We start from the raw sequence: 17,514 nt of genomic DNA on the forward strand, positions 1-17,514 counted from the left end.
CCCGCGAATTCAGGCCACCCGGTCAGCGGGCCGCCGAGGATCATCGAGGCATCGAGACGTCCCGACGCGACCGCGCTCCCGGAGGATCCCGCCCACCCGAGATCGGCACTCTCACAGCCGCCGGGGGCGGAGATACGCCCAAAAGCGAACCTGTTATTCGATTGTTACTCATTCCGGTCGTCGTAACGGGTGTTTCGTTTGTCTACCTATGTGACGCATCTTGCGAAGCACATAGCTCTGGAGTACAACCCGTGAAACCCCTCCCCCGCATGCTGGCCATGGTCGCCCTGCTCTCGATGGCGGCCTGCACGGCGGAAGGCACGCCCGCGCCCGCCCCGCAAGCCGAACCGGCTCGCGCCGTGAGCACCCCGGCGACGAGGACCGCGGAGGCCCAGGCCGCCGGAACGGCCCAGAAGGCCAGCCAGAAGAAGATCAAAATCGGGATCGCCGACATCACCCCGATGGGCGAGAAGACGGAGAAGGTGGGCGTCGGCTTCCCGATCATCGTCACGTTCGACCGTGACCTCAGAACCGTCAAGGACAAGGCGGCGGTCGAGGCCGTGCTGCAGGTCGAGGCCGACAAGCCGGTCGACGGGGCCTGGCGCTGGGTCTCCCCGCGCCAGGTCGTCTACCGGACCAAGACCTACTGGAAGCCGCACCAGAAGGTGCTCTTCACGGCCCGCCTGAGCGAGCTCCCGGGCAACGAGCGCGCCAAGGACGTCAGCCGGAGGTTCGCCGTCGGCACCGCCAACATCTCGCTGGTCGACACCCGCAGGCACGTGATGAAGGTCTACCGCGACGGCAAGCTGGCCAAGAAGATCCCGATCAGCGCCGGCAAGGGCGGCATGATGCGCAACGGGGTCGACGTCTATCTGACGACCAGCGGTGTGCACCTCACGATGGGCAAGAAGGCCGTGGAGACCATGACGTCCTCCTGGCTGGGCGTCACCGACCCCAAGGACCCGCGCTACTACAAGGAGGAGATCCCGTGGGCCGTACGCATCTCCGCCAGCGGTGAGTACGTCCACCAGAGCGCCGGCTACTACCACTTCCTCGGCCGCTCCAACCAGAGCCACGGCTGCGTCCGCGCCACCCCCGAAGGGGCCAAGTGGTTCTACACGATCGCCCAGCGCGGTGACGTGGTCAAGATCACCGGCACCAAGCGCAAGCTCGACTGGCGCAACGGCTGGAGCTACTGGCAGCTGAACTGGACCCAGTGGAAGAAGGGCAGCGCGCTGGCGACCACCGCGCGCTGACGGACCGAACGGGCTGACGCTCCGACGCTCCGGCCGGGGAGCCCGACCGCCTCCGGCCAGCGCGTCAGAGCGTCAGAGGGCCAGAGCGTCGGAGCGTCAGAGCTTCTCCAGCGGGGCGTACGCGAGCAGCAACGTCTTCTCGCCGCCGGTGCCGAAATCGATCTTGACCTTGGTCTTCTCGGCCATCCCGTCGACGGACACCACGGTCCCGAGGCCGAACGCGTCATGGGAGACCCGGTCGCCCGGCGACAGCGCCGGGATCTCGCGCGAGCTCTTCTTGGCCGCCGCCCTGGGCGCGGGCTCGCGCCGGGTGGCCGCGCTCCACGCGGACTTCTCCGGGTCGGTACGCCAGTCGATCAGCTTGCCCGGCACCTCGCTCACGAACCGCGAGGCCGGATTGAACGACGGCGAACCCCACGAGCTCCGCACCGCGGCCCGGGTCAGATAGAGGCGCTTCTGGGCCCTGGTGATGCCGACGTAGGCCAGCCGGCGCTCCTCCTCCAGCTCCTTGGGCTCACCGAGCGAGCGGACGTGGGGGAAGACGCCGTCCTCCATGGCCGTCAGGAAGACGACCGGGAACTCCAGGCCCTTGGCGGTGTGCAGGGTCATCAGCGTGACCACTCCCTGGCCGCCGTCGGCGTCGGGGATCTGGTCGGCGTCGGCCACCAGCGACACCTGCTCCAGGAACTCGACCAGCGTGCCCTCGGGATTGGCCTCCTCGAACTCCGAGGCCACCGAGACGAGCTCGTTGAGGTTTTCCAGCCGCGACTCGTCCTGCGGATCCTCGGACGCCTCCAACTCGGCGCGGTAGCCGGTGGCGACCAGCACCTCCTCGGCCAGCGCCGACGGGGGCATGCCCGACCCCTTGGCGATCAGCTCCTCGACCAGCGCGACGAACTCCCTGATCGCGTTGAGCGAACGGGTCGCCATGCCCGGCGCCTCATCGGCCCTGCGCAGGGCCTCCCAGAACGGGATGCGCTCGCGGCTCGCGAACGCCTCGACCATCGCCTCGGCCCGGTCGCCGATGCCGCGCTTGGGCACGTTGAGGATGCGCCGGAGCGACACCACGTCGAGGGGGTTGGCCAGCATCCGCAGGTAGGCCAGCAGGTCCTTGACCTCCTTGCGCTCGTAGAAGCGCACGCCCCCGACCACCTTGTAGGGCAGGCCGGTGCGGATGAAGATCTCCTCGAACACCCGGGAGGCCGCGTTGGTGCGGTAGAAGACGGCCACGTCGCCCGCCTTGACGCCCTCCTCGTCGCTCAGCCGGTCGACCTCCTGCGCGACGAACATGGCCTCGTCGTGCTCGTTGTCGGCGACGTATCCGACGATCTTGGGGCCGTCGCCCTGGTCGGACCAGAGGTTCTTCGGCTTGCGCGACTCGTTGCGGGAGATGACCGCGTTGGCGGCGGCCAGGATGTTCTGGGTGGAGCGGTAATTCTGCTCCAGCAGGATCGTGCGCGCGTCGGGGTAGTCGCGCTCGAACTCCAGGATGTTGCGGATCGTCGCGCCCCGGAAGGCGTAGATCGACTGGTCGGCGTCGCCGACCACGCACAGCTCGGACTGGTCGGCGCCCGACCTGACCAGCTCGCCGTCGGAGGTGCGCAGCTCGGGACGGCCCACCAGCTCCCTGATCAGGATGTACTGGGCGTGGTTGGTGTCTTGGTACTCGTCGACCATGACGTGCCGGAACCGCATCCGGTAGTGCTCGGCCACCTCGGGGAACAGCTGGAACAACGTCACCGTGTTCATGATGATGTCGTCGAAGTCCATCGCGCCGGCCTCGGTGAGCTTGAGCTGGTAGCTCTTGTACGCCTCGGCCAGGGTGCGCTCCAGATGGGACCCCGCCCTGTCCATCGCGGTCTCGTAGTCGATCAGCTCGTTCTTGAAGTTGCTGACCTGGGCGGAGAACGACCTCGGCGGATAGCGCTTGGGATCGAGGTCCATCTCCCGGCAGACCATCGCCATGAGCCGCTGCGAGTCGGCCTGGTCGTAGATGGAGAAACTGGAGGGGAAGCCGAGCCGCTTGGCCTCACGGCGCAGGATGCGCATGCAGGCGCTGTGGAAGGTCATCACCCACATGACCTTGGAGCGCGGGCCGACCAGCTTGTCGATGCGCTCCTTCATCTCCCGGGCGGCCTTGTTGGTGAAGGTGATCGCGAGGATCTCGCCCGGGTGCACCTCGCGCTCGGCCAGCAGGTAGGCGATGCGGTGGGTGAGCACCCGCGTCTTTCCCGAGCCTGCCCCCGCCACGATCAGCAGCGGACTGCCGTGGTGGATCACGGCCTCGCGCTGCTGTGGGTTGAGGCCGTCGAGCAAGGGGTGGTCTACAGAGACATGGGTGGGCACCCACCTAGGTTAAGTCGCCCCACCGACAATCGGCGCCCGGAATGCCCACCCCGGGAACCGGGTTGACTCCGGCAGGAGCCTGGAAGGGGAGAGCATGCTGGCCGAAGGCGAGATCCACCGCGTACTGGTCGTCGCCGCGCATCCCGATGACGTCGATTTCGGGGCGGCGGGGACGATCGCGCTGTTCGGCGACAGAGGGGTCGAGGTGACCTACCTCCTGGTCACGGACGGCGACGCGGGCGGCAACGAGCGCACTCTGGACAACTCAGGCATGGCCCAGCTGCGCAGGACCGAGCAGACGGCCGCCGCCAAGGTCGTGGGGGTCACGGACCTGCGCTTCCTCGGCTACTCCGACGGCACCGTGGTGCCCTCACTGGAGCTGCGCCGCGACATCTCCCGGGTCATCCGCCAGGTCCGGCCCGACCTGGTGATCACCCACCACCCCGACCGCAACTACCAGTTCATCGGCCCCAGCCATCCCGACCACCGAGCGGTCGGCGGCTCCGCGCTCGACGCGGTCTACCCGGACGCCCGCAACCCCTACGCCTTCCCCGAACTGCTCCGCGACGAGGGACTGGAGGCGTGGAAGGCGCGCGAGGTCTGGCTCATGGGCGGTTCGACGCCCAACCACTGGGTGGACATCACCACGTCCATCGACCGCAAGATCGCGGCGCTGCGGTCGCACGTCAGCCAGGTGTCGCACATCGAGGGCTTCGCCGACTTCGTCAGGACCCGTTCCGCCGCCTGGGCCGAACAGGGCGGTCTCGGCGAGGGCCGCTACGCGGAGGGCTTCCAGGTCGTACCGACCGCCTGATCCTCGCGTCCAGGAGCACGAGCCGGCGTGGGCGCGGGCCGCCTGCGATCAGAGGCGCGGGCCGCACGGAATCAGCCGCCCGGCCCGCGCGGAACCAGCGGCGCGGCCCGCGCGGAATCAGCGGCTGAACCGCGCGGAGCGCACCGACCCCGAGGGTACGGCGCGCGGCGGGGCACCTCCCGCCGCGCGCCCACCGCCTACGGCACGGAGCCGGGTGGCACCACCCAGAGCGACGCCTGCCCGGTGACCTTGGAGATGAGGTCGAAGTCACGGTCGTAGTGCAGAAGCGTCGCCCCGTGCACCTCGGCACAGGCCGCGATCAGCAGGTCGCGGGGACCCACACACCCGTGCCGTGACGTGCGGACGAGCAGGGCCTGCACGTCGAGCGCCCGCGCCTGCACGTCGGCATCGATGGCGAGGCGGCGGAAATCCTCGCGGAGATGCCAGGCGTCGCGCTCGTAACCGGCGAGGTCACGGGCGCTGACGAGGACCTCGAGCTGCGTGACCGTGCAGACGGCCAGCATCCTGTCCAGCAGCAGCGGCTCCAGCACCCACCCGACGACGGGGTTGGGCATGCGCGCCAGAGCGCTCCTGTCGATCAGGTAGACCACACCCGCGGTCACCACGCATGCTTGAGGATCTCCGGATCCAGAAGCTCGGTGTTGTCGCGAGTGGTCCAGTACTCGAACGCCTCCCGCCTCTTCGCCCTGCCGGCCACCTCCGCCAAGGCGGCGCGGACCGTCTCCTTCATGTTCTTCGTCCCAAGCTCCGCCTGGGCGGCTTCCAAGAGCTCCGTGTCGATGTCGATGACCGTACGCATGGGACACCACCTCCGTACCTCCGGGCGCATATCACTGATAGCGATCTTGATATACGCACTCACCGCGTCCGGTCGATCACGGAAAGGCGTGAGGGAGACCTTAGAGCACCGGAGCCGGGCGCCTCAGGCCTTTTCGCGCAGCCCACGGGTCCGGTGGAGGATCTTCATCCCCCGGGAGACGTCCTTCATCCGCGTTTCGCGGCGAGGCGGGCGAAGAGGTAGCCCAGCGAGTTGGTGGACACGTGCAGCATCGACGGCGCGAGCAGCCCGGCACGCCGGCGGAGCTCGCAGAAGAGCACCCCCGCCGCGCCCGTCGACACCACGCTGCCCGCCACCACCCGGGCCGTGTCGAGACGCCCCGGCGACTCCCCGGCCGTGAGGGCGCCCAGCGCGGGGTTGGCCCGGGCCATGTCGATCGCGGGCAGGATGTGCCAGAGCCCGAACAGCGCCGACGACACCGCCGTCGCGGCGCCGGCCCCGTGTGTACGGCGAAGCAGGCCGTACAGGACGCCCCGGAAACCGACCTCCTCCAGCAGGACCGTGCCCACCGGCACCTGCAGCAGGGCCTCCTCCAGGGCGCGCGACCGGGACAGGGAGAGCGCGCGGTCGTCGTGGAAGAGGGGGCGGGTGCGCGCCGTCGCCACCCCGGCCGTGTAGACGCCGACCACCCCCAGGGCGAGGGCGCCACCGGTGAGGGCGCCGCGCCGAGGGCGCTCGAACCCGAGCTCCCGCCAGGACAGCCCCGAGCCGCGCGCCATGGCCACCAGCGCGGCCGTGGCGGCGGCGGACGTGAGCGGGGCGAGCCTCGGCGCGACCCTGTTGTTCAGGAGGTTGGCGACGGCGAGCACGGCGATCGAGGGAAGCAGCACCCTCGCAGGCTACGTCGCGGCCGGGCTGCGCCAGCCCGCGGGGAAGCGGGTGCGGCGCCGCTCCTGCGGGGTGAGGCCGCCCCAGATGCCCTCGGACTCGCCCGCCCTCAGCGCGTAGGACCGGCACTCGTCGACGACCGCGCAGGTCGCGCAGACCGCTTTGGCCCGCTGCTCCTGCGCGGGAGAGGGGGCGAGCGGGAAGAAGAGCTCAGGATCGCTGGATCTGCAAGCGCCCCCGCGCAGCCAGCCGGTCTCCTCCAAAGGCATGCGTCAACGCTACGACGAGGTCATGATCAGTCGCATCATCCTCTGGGTTGACCCTCGGCTACATCCCAGGTGGTCATCCTGGGTGGTCATCGCGGATGGTCATCGCGGATGGTCATCGCGGATGGTCATCGCGGATGGTCATCGCGGCGCGGCGGACTCTCAGCAGGACTCGACGCCCTCGTTGTAACCGACGGCGAACGACCGCTGGCGCTGCTTGGCCGTGCCGTGGGCGGAGGGGTTCAGCCAGTCGTCGGTGGGATCGCCGGCGGCCTCCAGGCTCAGCAGCAGCTCGCGGCCGTCGCCCTCCTCGACGTTCAGCGCCCCGGAGTTGATCAGCGACGCCAGGGTGGCGCCTCCGTAGCAGTCGGCCTGCAGCTCGGCCTGGATGTTGTGCCGGAAGTCGGCGCGCAGCTGGGCCTGCACGGCATGCCCGAGCTCGTGCGGGATGATCACGTAGACGGAGCCGTCCCCCATCTCCTTCCAGAGTCCTTCCATCCACTCGTGGTCGTAGGCGATGAAGTGGCCCTGCCGGCAGTAGAACGCGTTCTTGGGCGCGGCCCGGTGACCTGAGCAGCTCGGCCCGGAGTCACCCGAATAGGCGATGAAGTCGTTGATGGGCTGGTAAGTCCAGCCGAACTTGGCGAACTGCTTCGTCCAGAACGCCTCGGTCAGCTCCCTGGCGTCCCGCATGTCGTCCGCGAACGAGTCGACCTTGGGGGGTGGCTCCGCCGGCACGGGCGCGGGCATGGGCGGCAAGGAGCCACACCCCGACGACACGAGAGCCAGGGGCGTCAGCGCTACCAGGAGAGCAGTCAAGACGCGTGTCACAGACTCACACTTCCCAGGTGTGAACCGGTTCATTCTCATGCATACGCCCGATGTACTCCAATGTCATCAAGCGCAGCGCCTCATGCCGGTCTCCGCCGATCGCCCGGACCTTGTCCACCTGCCAGGTCGCACCGGTACGCCCGGTCAGGCAGCGCCCCTCGATGACACCGAGCAGCCGGTCGGCGACGGCCCCGTCCACATCCCACAGGGCGAGCCCCTCGCGGGCCATCGGCAGCAGCCGGCGCAGGACCAGCTCGGCGGCGGACACCTCGCCCACTCCTGGCCAGTAAAGGCGGGAGTCAATGCCGTACCGGGCGGCGGCGGCCAGGTTCTCCTCGGCGGCGGCGAACGACATCTGGCTCCAGATCGGCCGCTCGGCGTACGGCAGCACGCGCATCAGCCCGTAGTAGAAGGCGGCGTTGGCCGCGATGTCGACCACGGTCGGCCCGGCGGGCAGCACCCGGTTCTCCACGCGCAGGTGCGGGGCGCCGTCGGCCACCGCGTACACCGGCCGGTTCCAGCGGTAGATCGTGCCGTTGTGCAGGGTCAGCTCGTGCAGTTGGGGGATGCGGCCCTGGTCGAGGACGTCCCTGGGGTCCTCGTCCTCGCAGAGCGGCAACAGCGCGGGGAAGTAGCGGACATTCTCCTCGAACAGGTCGAAGACACTGGTGATCCAGCGCTCGCCGAACCAGACGCGGGGCCGCACCCCCTGGGCCTTGAGCTCGTCCGGACGGGTGTCGGTGGCCTGCTCGCACAGCGCGATCCTGGTCTCGCGGTGCAACTCCTTGCCGAACAGGTAGGGAGAGTTGGCCGCGATCGCCACCTGCGGCCCGGCGATGGCCTGGGCGGCGTTCCAGTGGGCGGCGAACGTCTCGGGGCTGACCTGGAGGTGCAGTTGGACGCTGGTGCAGGCGGCCTCGGGCGCGAGGCTGTCGGCGTGCGTGTCGAGCCGCTCGACGCCCTCGATCGCGAGGTGCAGGTCCTCGCCCCGGGCGGCGAAGATCTGCTCGTTGAGCAGCCGGTAGCGCGGATTGGACGACAGCGTCCCCTCGCCGATGTCCTCCTCGCGCAGCGTGGGCAGGATGCCGATCAGGACGAGGTGGCCACCCTCGGAGCGGGCCCGGATCTCGGCGTGGTTGAGCCGGGCGCGGACGTCGTTCTCCAACTGGAGCGCGCCGTCACCGCGCAGGTCCTGGGGCTGGACGTTGATCTCGACGTTGAACTGGCCGAGCTCGGTCGCCCAGTCGGGCCGCGCGATCGCGGCGAGCACCTCGGCGTTGCGCATGTTGGCCTCGCCAGCCGCGTCCACGATGTTGAGCTCGATCTCCAGCCCGGCGAGCGGGCGGTCGAGCTCGAAGCGGGACTCGCGGAGCATTCGTGCGAAGACGTCGAGACATCGCCGCACCTTCTCCCGGTAGGCGCGTCGGTCGTCCCGGCTGAAGACGACGGCTGGTACGTCCCTCCCCATATCTTGAAATGTCGCACGTCAGCCGCGCCGAAACCAGCCCACCCCCCCTCGGCCGCGTCCGGGCGGCCAGACCAGGCGGCCAGACCAGGCGGCCAGACCAGGCGGCCAGACCAGGCGGCCAGACCAGGCGGCTAGACCAGGCGGCGCGCCGTAGCCCAGCGGGAGAGCTCGTGCCGGTTGGACAGCTGGAGTTTGCGCAGCACCGACGACACGTGGGTCTCGACCGTCTTGACCGAGATGAACAGCTCCTTGGCGATCTCCTTGTACGCGTAGCCGCGGGCGATCAGCCTGAGCACCTCGCGCTCTCGCTGCGTCAGCGAGTCGAGCTCCGGGTCGATCGAGGGCGCCTCGGAGGAGGCGAACGCGTCGAGCACGAACCCGGCCAGCCTCGGCGAGAAGACCGCGTCGCCGTCGGCCACCCGGCGGATCGCGTCGGTCAGCTCCTTGCCGCTGATGTTCTTGGTGACGTAGCCGCGGGCGCCGCCCCTGATCACGCCGATCACGTCCTCGGCCGCGTCGGAGACCGACAGCGCGAGGAACCTCACCGAGGAGCCGGAGCCGAGGACCTTGCGCAGCACCTCCTGGCCGCCGCCGCCCGGCATGTGCACGTCGAGCAGGACCACGTCGGGCTCCAGCTCGGCGATCGCCTTGACCGCCGTGTCGACGTCCTCGGCCTCGCCCACGACCTGGATCGAGTCACCCAGCTCGGCCCGCACGCCGGAACGGAACAACCGGTGGTCGTCGACGATCAGCACCCGCGTCATGGTTTCTCCACCTTCATGGTCAACATCACTTCCGTGCCCTCACCCGGCTCGGTGCGCACCCGGGCCGTGCCGCCGTGACGTTCCATTCTCCCGATGATGGACTCCCTGATCCCCATCCGGTCGAGCGGCACCGTGTCGAGATCGAAGCCCTTGCCCCGATCCTTCACGAAAATCGTCACCTCTTCACCCTCCACTTCCGCATAGACGGAAATAGACGGGCTCTCAGAGTATTTGGCCGCGTTGACCATCGCCTGCCTGGACGCCTTCAGCATGGCGGCGAGCTTGCCGGCCGAGTCGAGCGCGATGTCCCCGACGCAGACCACCTCGATGGCCACGCCGTGCGCGTCCTCCTCCTCGGCGGCGATCCGGCGGACCGCGGCGGCCACGGTGGCGTCCGCGTCCTGGGCCGGCTGGTAGAGCCAGTTGCGCAGCTCGCGCTCCTGCGCGCGGGCCAGGCGGGTGACCTCGCGCGGGTCCTGCGCGACGCGCTGGATCAGCGTGAGCGTGTGGAGCACCGAGTCGTGCACCATCGCGGCGACCTCGGCCCGCTCCTCCTGCCGGATGCGCTCGCGGCGCTCCAGTTGGAGCTCCTTCCACAGGCCCGCGAGCCACGGCGCGGCGATGACGGCCAGCCCGCCGACGACCACCACGGTGAACAGCAGGCCGGGCCGGGCCGGGGCCAGCTCGCCCTGAGCCGCCAGGAAGCCGGCCGCGCCGACGACGACCAGGGCCACGCCGAGCAGCGTGCGGACCCGGTTCTTCCGGATGCTCTGGGTCGCGCCGCTCACCCAGTTGCGGCGGCGTACCGGATCGGCCTGCTGCCACAGGATGAGCGCGCCGATGCCGCCCACCGCGAACGGCAGCATGCCGATGCCTCCCTTGGAGGCGCCGGTCAGCCACCCGAACGCCATCAGCGCCATCCCGATCGCGCTGAACGCGGCCAGCTGGCTCCAGTCACGCGCGGGCGCGTGCCCCTCGTGCGGCTCGCGCGGCGCGACCATCCAGAGCACCGCGTACGCCACGAAGCCGACCCCGTCGACCACGCTCAACAGCACGAACATCAGCCGGACCACGACCGGGTCGAGCTTCAGCTGGCTCGCCAGCCCCTGCGCCACGCCGCCGACGAGGCGGCCCTCCATGGGCCGTGTCATCCGGCGGTAGGGCGCGTCGCCGCCGGGCTCGGCAAGTGTCTTCTGGTCAGCCATAACGCCACCATCGTCACACGCCCCCGGCGATTCGGACATCGGGAACAACCCCCAGGGTCGGCTCAGGGGTCTCCCCGATGCGGACGGCCACCGGGCGGGTCCACGATGGTTCCATGACAGAAGCACCGGCGAAGGAACCGGCCGCGCCTCCCCGGGTCCTGCGGCGCAGCGGCGAGGGCCGCTTCCTCATGGGCGTCTGCGCCGGGCTGGGACGGCACACCGGCATCGACCCCGTGGTGTTCCGCGCGGGGTTCGCGGTGCTCCTGTTCGGCTCGGGCATCGGCCTCTTCCTGTACATCGCGGCGTTCCTGCTGATGAAGGAGCCGGACGGCCGGCCCGGCTACATCGAGCAGTGGAGCCGCCGCGACTTCGACGCCGACACCGTGATGGCGCTGCTGACGGCGGTGCTCGCGTTCGGGCTGGCGATCAACCTGACCACGGTCTGGCTCGGCACCGGCACCCTGGTGGTCGGGCTGCTGCTGGCGGTCGCGCTGCTCGCCGCCCACTCCAAGGGCGTCGACCTGCTCGGCCTCGCCCGCTCGATGCCCGAGCGGCTCACCCGCCGCCAGGCCGCCGAGGCGTATCCACCGCCGCCCGTGGCGCCCTCCCCCGGCTTCCCCCGGCCGTCCCCGTACGGCGAACCGCCGGTCGCGACGGCCCAAACGGCCCACGGCTCCCTGGGCGTGGACACCACCCTCCGTCCCGTCCGCCCGGACATGCCGTCTTCCGCCGCTACGTCCCGGTCGCCGGAGGCGCCGCCGGTCCCGGACCCGACCGTCCCCCACCGGTCGCCCATCCCCGCCACCACCTCACCGAGCGAATCGGTCACCGCGCGCCTCCCGGCGGACGACCTCCCTCGTGCGGACACTCCAGCGGGCGACGCGCCACACGAGAGCACGCCGGCCGGCCCTCGCGAGGACGACGCCACCGAAGTGCCGCGGGAAGCCGTCGCGGCGACCGACGTCGCGCCGGCCGGCACCGCCGCCTCCCCGGGCACGGCCGCCGTCGAGACTCCGCGCGACGAGACGCCCGGCTCGCCGTACGCGGGCACGACCACCCGCGAAGAGACACCCGGCTCGCCCCACGCGGGCACGACCATCCGCGAAGAGACACCTGACTCGCTGTACGCGAGTGGCTTCACGCGCCTGGACAGGTCCCTGGGCGACGGAGCGTCCGGAGGCGGACGGGACACGGAGTTCGCCTCGTACGGGGCGCCGTTCGCGCCGCACGGCCCCTACCGCCCGCGCGACGCGTACCACCCGCGCGACGCGTACCAGCCGCTCGACCCGAGCAAGCGCGCCGGCTACTCCCCTTACGACCCCGCCCTGTACGGCCCGCCGACGCCGACGCCGCCACGCCGCCCGCGCCCGCGATCGTTCATCGGCGCCATCACCATGTTGCTCGCCATCGTCATTGGAGGGATCGTCGTGGCGGTCCAAGCCGGATCGAGCCCCGGAGTGAACCCGATCATCGTGGGGGGCAGCGTCCTCGTCACGATCGGGGCGGGTCTGCTGATCGCGGCCTGGTGGGGCCGAGGCGCCGGGCTGGTGGCCTCGGGCACGGCCGTGGCGCTCATGGTGGCCCTGGCCCTGACGCTCGGCGGCCTGCCGGAGAAGGTCGGCGACTCGGTGTGGACTCCGGTCACGGCCGCGGAGGCGAGCAAGGTGTACGACGTGGGGGTGGGCAGCGGCCGGCTCGACCTGTCGGAGCTCAGGCTGACCCCGGGCACGAGGCTGACGTTCAACGCGTCGATGTCGATCGGGGAGCTGACCGTGATCGTGCCGCCGACGGTCAAGGTGGAGGTGCACGCCATCAACAAGGTGGGCGACATCCAGGTGGGCCAGTCGCTGAGGGGTGGCATGGACGTCAGGTTCGACACGGTGCTGGAGCCGGAGACTCCACCGTCGGGGAAGGTGTCGACCATCGTGCTCAATCTGAGCGGTGGCGTCGGCGACATGGACGTGCGTCATGCGGCCTGACGTCGATCGGCCGCGCCGGCTGCACCGGACCGACTGGATGGCGCTGCTCAGTGGTGTGCTGTTCGTCGTGCTGGGCATACTGATCATGACCCGCGCGATCACGGATCCGCTGGTCCTGGTCTCGCTGCTGGTCGTCGGGCTGGGTTTCGCGGGTCTCGTGGCCATCGTCGCGAGGGTGCTCCGCGGTTGATAACCCTTGACCGGGAAAAACACCGGCGTACGTTGGCATTTATCCGCCTTTCCCCCTGCTCCTGAGGGAGGACGTATGCCCCGGATCACCGTCACCGTTGACGGAGTCGGATACGAGGAGGAAGTCGAGCCGCGACTTCTCCTCGTCCACCTGCTACGAGAACGACTGGGCAAGACCGGCACTCCTGTCGGCTGCGACACCAGCAACTGCGGCGCCTGCACCGTGATGCTCGACGGCAAGACTGTGAAGAGCTGCTCCGTGCTGGCCGTCCAGGCCGACGGATGCGACATCGTCACGATCGAGGGGCTCGGCTCGCCCGGGTCCATGCACCCGATGCAGCGCGCCTTCCACGAGGAACACGCCCTGCAGTGCGGCTACTGCACACCTGGCATGGTCATGGCCGCGATCGACCTGCTCAGGGATACGCCGGACCCGTCCGAGGAGGCCATCAGGGAGGGCCTGGAAGGCAACCTCTGCCGATGCACCGGCTACTGCAACATCGTCCGCGCGGTACGGCGTGGCGCCCAGGAGATGGGGCAGGCGGTGAAGTCGTCATGACCGAGCTGGATCCCGGCCTGGTGGGCGAGCAGATCGCCGAGAGCGACCAGATCTCGGAGCCGGGCGGCACCGGCGGGGAGATCGGCCGGTCGCGGCGGCGCAAGGAGGACGCCCGGCTGCTGACCGGGCACACGCGCTGGACCGACAACCTGGTTCAGCCGGGCATGTTGTACGTCATGTTCCTGCGCAGCCCGATGGCGCACGCCCGGATCACCCGGGTGGACGTGTCGGGCGCGCGCGGCCTGCCGGGGGTGTTCGCCGCGTTCAGCGGCCAGGACTTCGCCGACGAGCAGGGCAGCCTGCCGTGCGCCTGGCCGGTGAGCGAGGACATCGTGATCCCGGACCACCCGCCGATGGCCGTGTCCGAGGTGCGTTACGTCGGTGAGGCCGTGGCCTGCGTCGTCGCGACGGACCGCTACCGGGCGGCCGACGCGCTGGAGGCCATCGAGGTCGACTACGAGCCGCTGCCCGCCGTCGTGGACATGAACGACGCGCTGACCGAGGGCAGCCCGAAGGTGCACGAGGCCGGCAATCAGGCGTTCACCGCCAAGATCACCTCGGGCGACATCGAGGCGGCGTTCAGGGACGCGCCGGTCCTCATCGACCGGACCTACATCCAGCAGCGGCTCATCCCGAGCGCGATGGAGCCGCGCGCGGTGCTCGCGAGCACCGACGGCGACGGTTTCACGCTGTGGACCTCCACCCAGATCCCGCACGTGCTGCGGGTCATGCTGGCCGTGACGACCGGCATCCCCGAGCACAAGATCCGCGTGGTGGCGCCCGACGTGGGCGGCGGGTTCGGCTCGAAGCTGCAGGTCACCGCCGAAGAGGTGCTGTGCCTGCTGCTGACCCGCAGGCTCGGCAGGCCGGTCAAGTGGACCGAGTCGCGCTCCGAGGGCAACCTGACCGTGCACCACGGCCGCGACCAGATCCAGCACATCAGGGTGGCGGCGGAGTCCGACGGGCGGATCCGGGGGCTCCAGGTGGACCTGCTGGCCGACATGGGCGCCTATCTCATGCTGGTCACACCGGGCATCCCGATGCTGGGCGCGGCCCTGTACAACGCCATCTACAAGATGGACGCGTACGAGTTCGGCTGCACGGGTGTGTTCACCACCAAGATGCCGACCGACGCCTACCGGGGCGCCGGGCGGCCCGAGGCGACGTACGCCATCGAGCGCGTCATGGACGAGCTGGCCGCCGAGCTGGGCCTGGACCCGGTGGAGGTGCGGCGGCGCAACTGGATCAGGCACGAGGAGTTCCCGTACACGACGATCGCCGGGCTGACGTACGACTCGGGCAACTACGAGGCGGCGACGGACCGGGCGATGGCGCTGTTCGGCTACGACAAGCTGCGGGCCGAACAGGCCGACCGGCGTGACAGGGGCGACCCGGTCCAGCTCGGCATCGGTGTCAGCATCTACACCGAGATGTGCGGGCTGGCCCCGTCGAGGCTGCTCGGCGAGTCCAACTACGGCGCCGGCGGCTGGGAGCACGGCACGATCCGCATGCTGCCCACGGGCAAGGTCGAGGTGATCACCGGCACCTCCCCGCACGGCCAGGGACACGTGACGGCGTGGAGCCAGATCGTGGCCGACACGCTGGGCGTGCCGTTCGAGGACATCACGGTGCTGCACGGCGACACGGCGATCTCGCACAAGGGCATGGACACCTACGGCTCGCGCTCGCTGGTGGTCGGCGGCGTCGCGGTGCTGCAGGCGTGCGAGAAGGTCAAGGACAAGGCCCGCAAGCTGGCCGCGCACCTGCTGGAATGCTCTCCCGAGGACCTGGAGTTCGCCGAGGGGGCGTTCCAGGTGCGGGGCACCGACTCGCGGAAGACGATCCAGGAGCTGGCGTTCGCCGCGTTCACGGCGCACAGCCTGCCCGAGGGCGTGGAGGCCGGGCTCGACTCCGACTCCACGTTCGACCCGGACAACTACTCCTTCCCGCACGGCACCCACCTGTGCGCGGTGGAGGTCGACACCGAGACGGGCATGTCGAAGATCCGCTCGTACGTGGCGGTCGACGACGTGGGCAAGGTGATCAACCCGCTGATCGTCGACGGCCAGGTGCACGGCGGCATCGCCCAGGGCATCGCGCAGGCCCTGTACGAGGAGGCCGTCTACGACGCCGAGGGCAACCTGCTCACCACGACGATGGCCGACTATCTGCTGCCGTCGGCGGCCGACCTGCCCACGTTCGTCACCGACCGGACCGAGACGCCGGCCACGAGCAACCCGCTGGGCGTCAAGGGCGTCGGCGAGGCGGGCACGATCGCCTCCACGCCGGCCGTCGTCAACGCCATCGTGGACGCCCTGCGCCCGCGCGGGATTCACGACGTCCAGATGCCGTGCACTCCCGAGCGTGTCTGGCGGGCCCTGGAAGGAGTTCGGCGATGATCCCTGCCACGTTCGACTACGTCCGTCCCGGCTCGCTCGACGAGGCCTGCCAGGCGCTCGCCTCGGACGAGGACGCCAAGGCGCTCGCGGGCGGGCAGTCACTGCTGCCCTTGTTGCGGCTGCGGCTGGCCTATCCGTCGACGCTGGTCGACCTCGGGCGGCTGCCCGAGCTGACCGGCGTGCACGACCGCGGCGACCATGTGTTCATCGGCGCGATGACCACGCACGACGAGGTGATGCGCTCCAGCCTGGTCAATTCGGCCTGCCCGCTGGTCGCGCTGACCACCGCCACGGTGGCCGACCCCGCGGTACGGCACCGCGGCACGTTCGGCGGCTCACTGGCCCACGCCGACCCGGCGGCCGACCTGCCGGCCGTGGTGCTGGCGCTGGACGGCGTGCTCGTGGCCCGGTCGGCGGAGGGCGAGCGGGAGATCCCCGCCGCCGAGTTCTTCGTCGACTACCTGGAGTCCGCGCTGCGACCGGGAGAGATCCTGCTCGGGGCGCGGATTCCCAAGCTGGGCGACGGCTGGGGCTATCACTACGAGAAGTTCCACCGGACCGCGCAGGCGTGGCCCATCGTCGGGGTGGCCGCGGCCGTCCGGCGTTCCAACGGCTCGATCCAGGAGGCCAGGATCGGGCTGACCAACATGGGCCCGACGCCGCTGCGGGCCCGTGCGGTGGAGAGCGCGCTGCAGGGCGCGGAGCTGGGTGACCAGGTCCGCCAGGCGTGCGAGCAGGCGGCGGAGGGCACCTCGCCGTCGGGCGACCTGCACGCCCAGCCCGACTATCGGCGGCATCTGGCCAGGGTGCTGACCCATCGCGCGATCCGCACCGCCGCCGGTTCTCCCTGACCTCGGCTCCGGGGGCGTCCCCTCTTCCGGGGCGCCCCCTTATCGACGTAATGTCGCAATAGCGGGAAAAGGAGCGGATCGATGGCGATGCGGTTCGAGCACGACTTCACGGTTCCGGTCCCGATCGAGCAGGCGTGGGCGGTGCTGCTCGACGTGGAACGGGTCGCGCCGTGCCTGCCGGGCGCCGCGCTCGACACCGTCGAGGGCGACGAGTTCACCGGCCGGATGAAGATCAAGGTGGGACCGATCACCGTGACCTATCGCGGCTCGGCCAGGTTCGAGGACGTCGACAAGGACGCGCACACGCTCACGATCCAGGCGTCGGGCAAGGAGTCCCGCGGCACCGGCACGGCCGCGGCCACCGTCAAGGCGACGCTGAGCCCGGCCGACGGCTCGACCGCCGTCGCGGTGGAGTCGTCGTTCAACGTGACCGGGCGTCCGGCGCAGTTCGGCCGCGGCGTGATGGCCGAGGTGGGCGGCAAGCTGATCGACAGATTCGCGGCCAATCTCGCCGACCTGCTGGCCGAGCCGGCCCACGAGTTTCCGGCAGCCCCGGCCGTGCCCGTGCCCGCAGAAGGGGCCGCGGAAGTGCCCGAAGAAGGGCCCGCGGAAGGGCCCGTAGAAGGGCCGGCGGTAGTGGAGGAGCGCCACCTCAGCGCGGTGCCCTCGCCTCCCGATCAGGACATCCGGCCGGCCGGCACGCTGCGCACCTCGCGCACGCCGGACGAGGAGGCGCTTGATCTCCTGGAGATCGCGGGCACGCCGCTGCTCAAGCGGCTCGCGCCGGTCGCCGGAGCGGTCGCCGCACTGCTGCTGATCGGCTGGCTGATCAGACGGCTCATGCGCTAATTCCAGCAAAAACACCATCAAGTCCGGACACATCTCCCGAACAGGGGGAAT

The 17,514-nt window shown here is 70.3% G+C and carries 17 protein-coding genes; 8 read left to right on the plus strand and 9 right to left on the minus strand.

Features of this window, described 5'->3' with window-relative positions:
* The first annotated feature begins 251 nt into the window (after nt 1-251).
* Nucleotides 252-1,256 (plus strand): L,D-transpeptidase, encoded by a 1,005-nt coding sequence (locus tag IEY82_RS22940; RefSeq protein ID WP_189126261.1) that lies wholly within the window; start codon nt 252-254, stop codon nt 1,254-1,256.
* A gap of 96 nt (nt 1,257-1,352) precedes the next feature.
* On the opposite strand, the gene pcrA is transcribed toward IEY82_RS22940, so the two are convergent.
* Entirely contained in the window at nt 1,353-3,602 is a 2,250-nt protein-coding gene (pcrA, locus tag IEY82_RS22945) for a DNA helicase PcrA (RefSeq protein ID WP_465263446.1), read from the minus strand.
* A 94-nt stretch (nt 3,603-3,696) separates the two neighbouring features.
* Here pcrA and IEY82_RS22950 point away from each other — a divergent pair, with 94 nt between their 5' ends.
* Entirely contained in the window at nt 3,697-4,416 is a 720-nt protein-coding gene (locus IEY82_RS22950; RefSeq protein WP_189126262.1) for a PIG-L deacetylase family protein, read from the plus strand.
* Nucleotides 4,417-4,613: 197 nt separating this feature from the next.
* Here IEY82_RS22950 and IEY82_RS22955 read toward each other — a convergent pair whose 3' ends face one another.
* The 8 genes from IEY82_RS22955 to IEY82_RS22990 all read right to left on the minus strand — a co-directional run bounded on the left by IEY82_RS22955 (nt 4,614) and on the right by IEY82_RS22990 (nt 10,637).
* A complete protein-coding gene (locus tag IEY82_RS22955) occupies nt 4,614-5,039 on the minus strand; it encodes a PIN domain-containing protein (protein WP_225263626.1) in 426 nt (141 codons plus the stop codon).
* Nucleotides 5,036-5,236, minus strand: coding sequence for a type II toxin-antitoxin system VapB family antitoxin (locus IEY82_RS22960; protein WP_225263624.1), 201 nt, complete (start codon nt 5,234-5,236; stop codon nt 5,036-5,038). The genes IEY82_RS22955 and IEY82_RS22960 overlap by 4 nt, the downstream gene beginning before the upstream one ends.
* Before the next feature lie 185 nt (nt 5,237-5,421).
* On the minus strand, nt 5,422-6,105 hold the full coding sequence (locus tag IEY82_RS22965) for a CPBP family intramembrane glutamic endopeptidase (RefSeq protein ID WP_189126264.1): 684 nt from the start codon (nt 6,103-6,105) through the stop codon (nt 5,422-5,424).
* A gap of 9 nt (nt 6,106-6,114) precedes the next feature.
* A complete protein-coding gene (locus tag IEY82_RS22970; RefSeq protein WP_189126265.1) occupies nt 6,115-6,372 on the minus strand; it encodes a WhiB family transcriptional regulator in 258 nt (85 codons plus the stop codon).
* Nucleotides 6,373-6,531: 159 nt separating this feature from the next.
* A complete protein-coding gene (locus IEY82_RS22975) occupies nt 6,532-7,119 on the minus strand; it encodes a neutral zinc metallopeptidase (RefSeq protein ID WP_189126266.1) in 588 nt (195 codons plus the stop codon).
* Between the two features lie 85 nt (nt 7,120-7,204).
* Entirely contained in the window at nt 7,205-8,668 is a 1,464-nt protein-coding gene (locus IEY82_RS22980) for a glutamate-cysteine ligase family protein (RefSeq protein ID WP_189126267.1), read from the minus strand.
* Nucleotides 8,669-8,799: 131 nt separating this feature from the next.
* Nucleotides 8,800-9,432, minus strand: coding sequence for a response regulator (locus tag IEY82_RS22985; RefSeq protein WP_189126268.1), 633 nt, complete (start codon nt 9,430-9,432; stop codon nt 8,800-8,802).
* On the minus strand, nt 9,429-10,637 hold the full coding sequence (locus tag IEY82_RS22990) for an ATP-binding protein (RefSeq protein ID WP_189126269.1): 1,209 nt from the start codon (nt 10,635-10,637) through the stop codon (nt 9,429-9,431). Before IEY82_RS22990 ends, IEY82_RS22985 begins: the two co-directional genes overlap by 4 nt.
* A gap of 113 nt (nt 10,638-10,750) precedes the next feature.
* On the opposite strand from IEY82_RS22990, the gene IEY82_RS22995 reads away from it, so the two are divergent.
* The 6 genes from IEY82_RS22995 to IEY82_RS23020 all read left to right on the plus strand — a co-directional run bounded on the left by IEY82_RS22995 (nt 10,751) and on the right by IEY82_RS23020 (nt 17,463).
* Nucleotides 10,751-12,616: a PspC domain-containing protein gene (locus IEY82_RS22995; protein WP_189126270.1), complete on the plus strand. Its 1,866-nt coding sequence runs from the start codon at nt 10,751-10,753 to the stop codon at nt 12,614-12,616.
* Nucleotides 12,606-12,806, plus strand: coding sequence for a hypothetical protein (locus IEY82_RS23000; RefSeq protein WP_189126271.1), 201 nt, complete (start codon nt 12,606-12,608; stop codon nt 12,804-12,806). The genes IEY82_RS22995 and IEY82_RS23000 overlap by 11 nt, the downstream gene beginning before the upstream one ends.
* A 75-nt stretch (nt 12,807-12,881) precedes the next feature.
* Nucleotides 12,882-13,364 carry a (2Fe-2S)-binding protein gene (locus IEY82_RS23005; RefSeq protein ID WP_189126272.1) on the plus strand — a complete coding sequence of 161 codons (483 nt, stop codon included), beginning with the start codon at nt 12,882-12,884 and terminating at the stop codon, nt 13,362-13,364.
* A complete protein-coding gene (locus tag IEY82_RS23010) occupies nt 13,361-15,763 on the plus strand; it encodes a xanthine dehydrogenase family protein molybdopterin-binding subunit (protein ID WP_189126273.1) in 2,403 nt (800 codons plus the stop codon). Before IEY82_RS23005 ends, IEY82_RS23010 begins: the two co-directional genes overlap by 4 nt.
* Nucleotides 15,760-16,614 (plus strand): FAD binding domain-containing protein, encoded by an 855-nt coding sequence (locus IEY82_RS23015; RefSeq protein WP_189126274.1) that lies wholly within the window; start codon nt 15,760-15,762, stop codon nt 16,612-16,614. The genes IEY82_RS23010 and IEY82_RS23015 overlap by 4 nt, the downstream gene beginning before the upstream one ends.
* Before the next feature lie 81 nt (nt 16,615-16,695).
* Entirely contained in the window at nt 16,696-17,463 is a 768-nt protein-coding gene (locus IEY82_RS23020) for an SRPBCC family protein (RefSeq protein WP_189126275.1), read from the plus strand.
* Nucleotides 17,464-17,514 lie beyond the last annotated feature (51 nt).

Source organism: Nonomuraea cavernae (assembly GCF_014646355.1).
GTDB lineage: Bacteria > Actinomycetota > Actinomycetes > Streptosporangiales > Streptosporangiaceae > Nonomuraea > Nonomuraea cavernae.

Coding starts and splice junctions, on each gene's coding strand:
- IEY82_RS23015 (WP_189126274.1), top strand. CDS start 15,760: ATGATCCCTGCCACGTTCGACTACGTCCGTCCCGGCTCGCTCGACGAG.
- IEY82_RS23005 (WP_189126272.1), top strand. CDS start 12,882: ATGCCCCGGATCACCGTCACCGTTGACGGAGTCGGATACGAGGAGGAA.
- IEY82_RS22950 (WP_189126262.1), top strand. CDS start 3,697: ATGCTGGCCGAAGGCGAGATCCACCGCGTACTGGTCGTCGCCGCGCAT.
- IEY82_RS23010 (WP_189126273.1), top strand. CDS start 13,361: ATGACCGAGCTGGATCCCGGCCTGGTGGGCGAGCAGATCGCCGAGAGC.
- IEY82_RS23020 (WP_189126275.1), top strand. CDS start 16,696: ATGGCGATGCGGTTCGAGCACGACTTCACGGTTCCGGTCCCGATCGAG.
- IEY82_RS22960 (WP_225263624.1), bottom strand. CDS start 5,236: ATGCGTACGGTCATCGACATCGACACGGAGCTCTTGGAAGCCGCCCAG.
- IEY82_RS22990 (WP_189126269.1), bottom strand. CDS start 10,637: ATGGCTGACCAGAAGACACTTGCCGAGCCCGGCGGCGACGCGCCCTAC.
- IEY82_RS22975 (WP_189126266.1), bottom strand. CDS start 7,119: ATGCCCGCGCCCGTGCCGGCGGAGCCACCCCCCAAGGTCGACTCGTTC.
- IEY82_RS23000 (WP_189126271.1), top strand. CDS start 12,606: ATGCGGCCTGACGTCGATCGGCCGCGCCGGCTGCACCGGACCGACTGG.
- IEY82_RS22995 (WP_189126270.1), top strand. CDS start 10,751: ATGACAGAAGCACCGGCGAAGGAACCGGCCGCGCCTCCCCGGGTCCTG.
- IEY82_RS22985 (WP_189126268.1), bottom strand. CDS start 9,432: ATGACGCGGGTGCTGATCGTCGACGACCACCGGTTGTTCCGTTCCGGC.
- IEY82_RS22980 (WP_189126267.1), bottom strand. CDS start 8,668: ATGGGGAGGGACGTACCAGCCGTCGTCTTCAGCCGGGACGACCGACGC.
- IEY82_RS22970 (WP_189126265.1), bottom strand. CDS start 6,372: ATGCCTTTGGAGGAGACCGGCTGGCTGCGCGGGGGCGCTTGCAGATCC.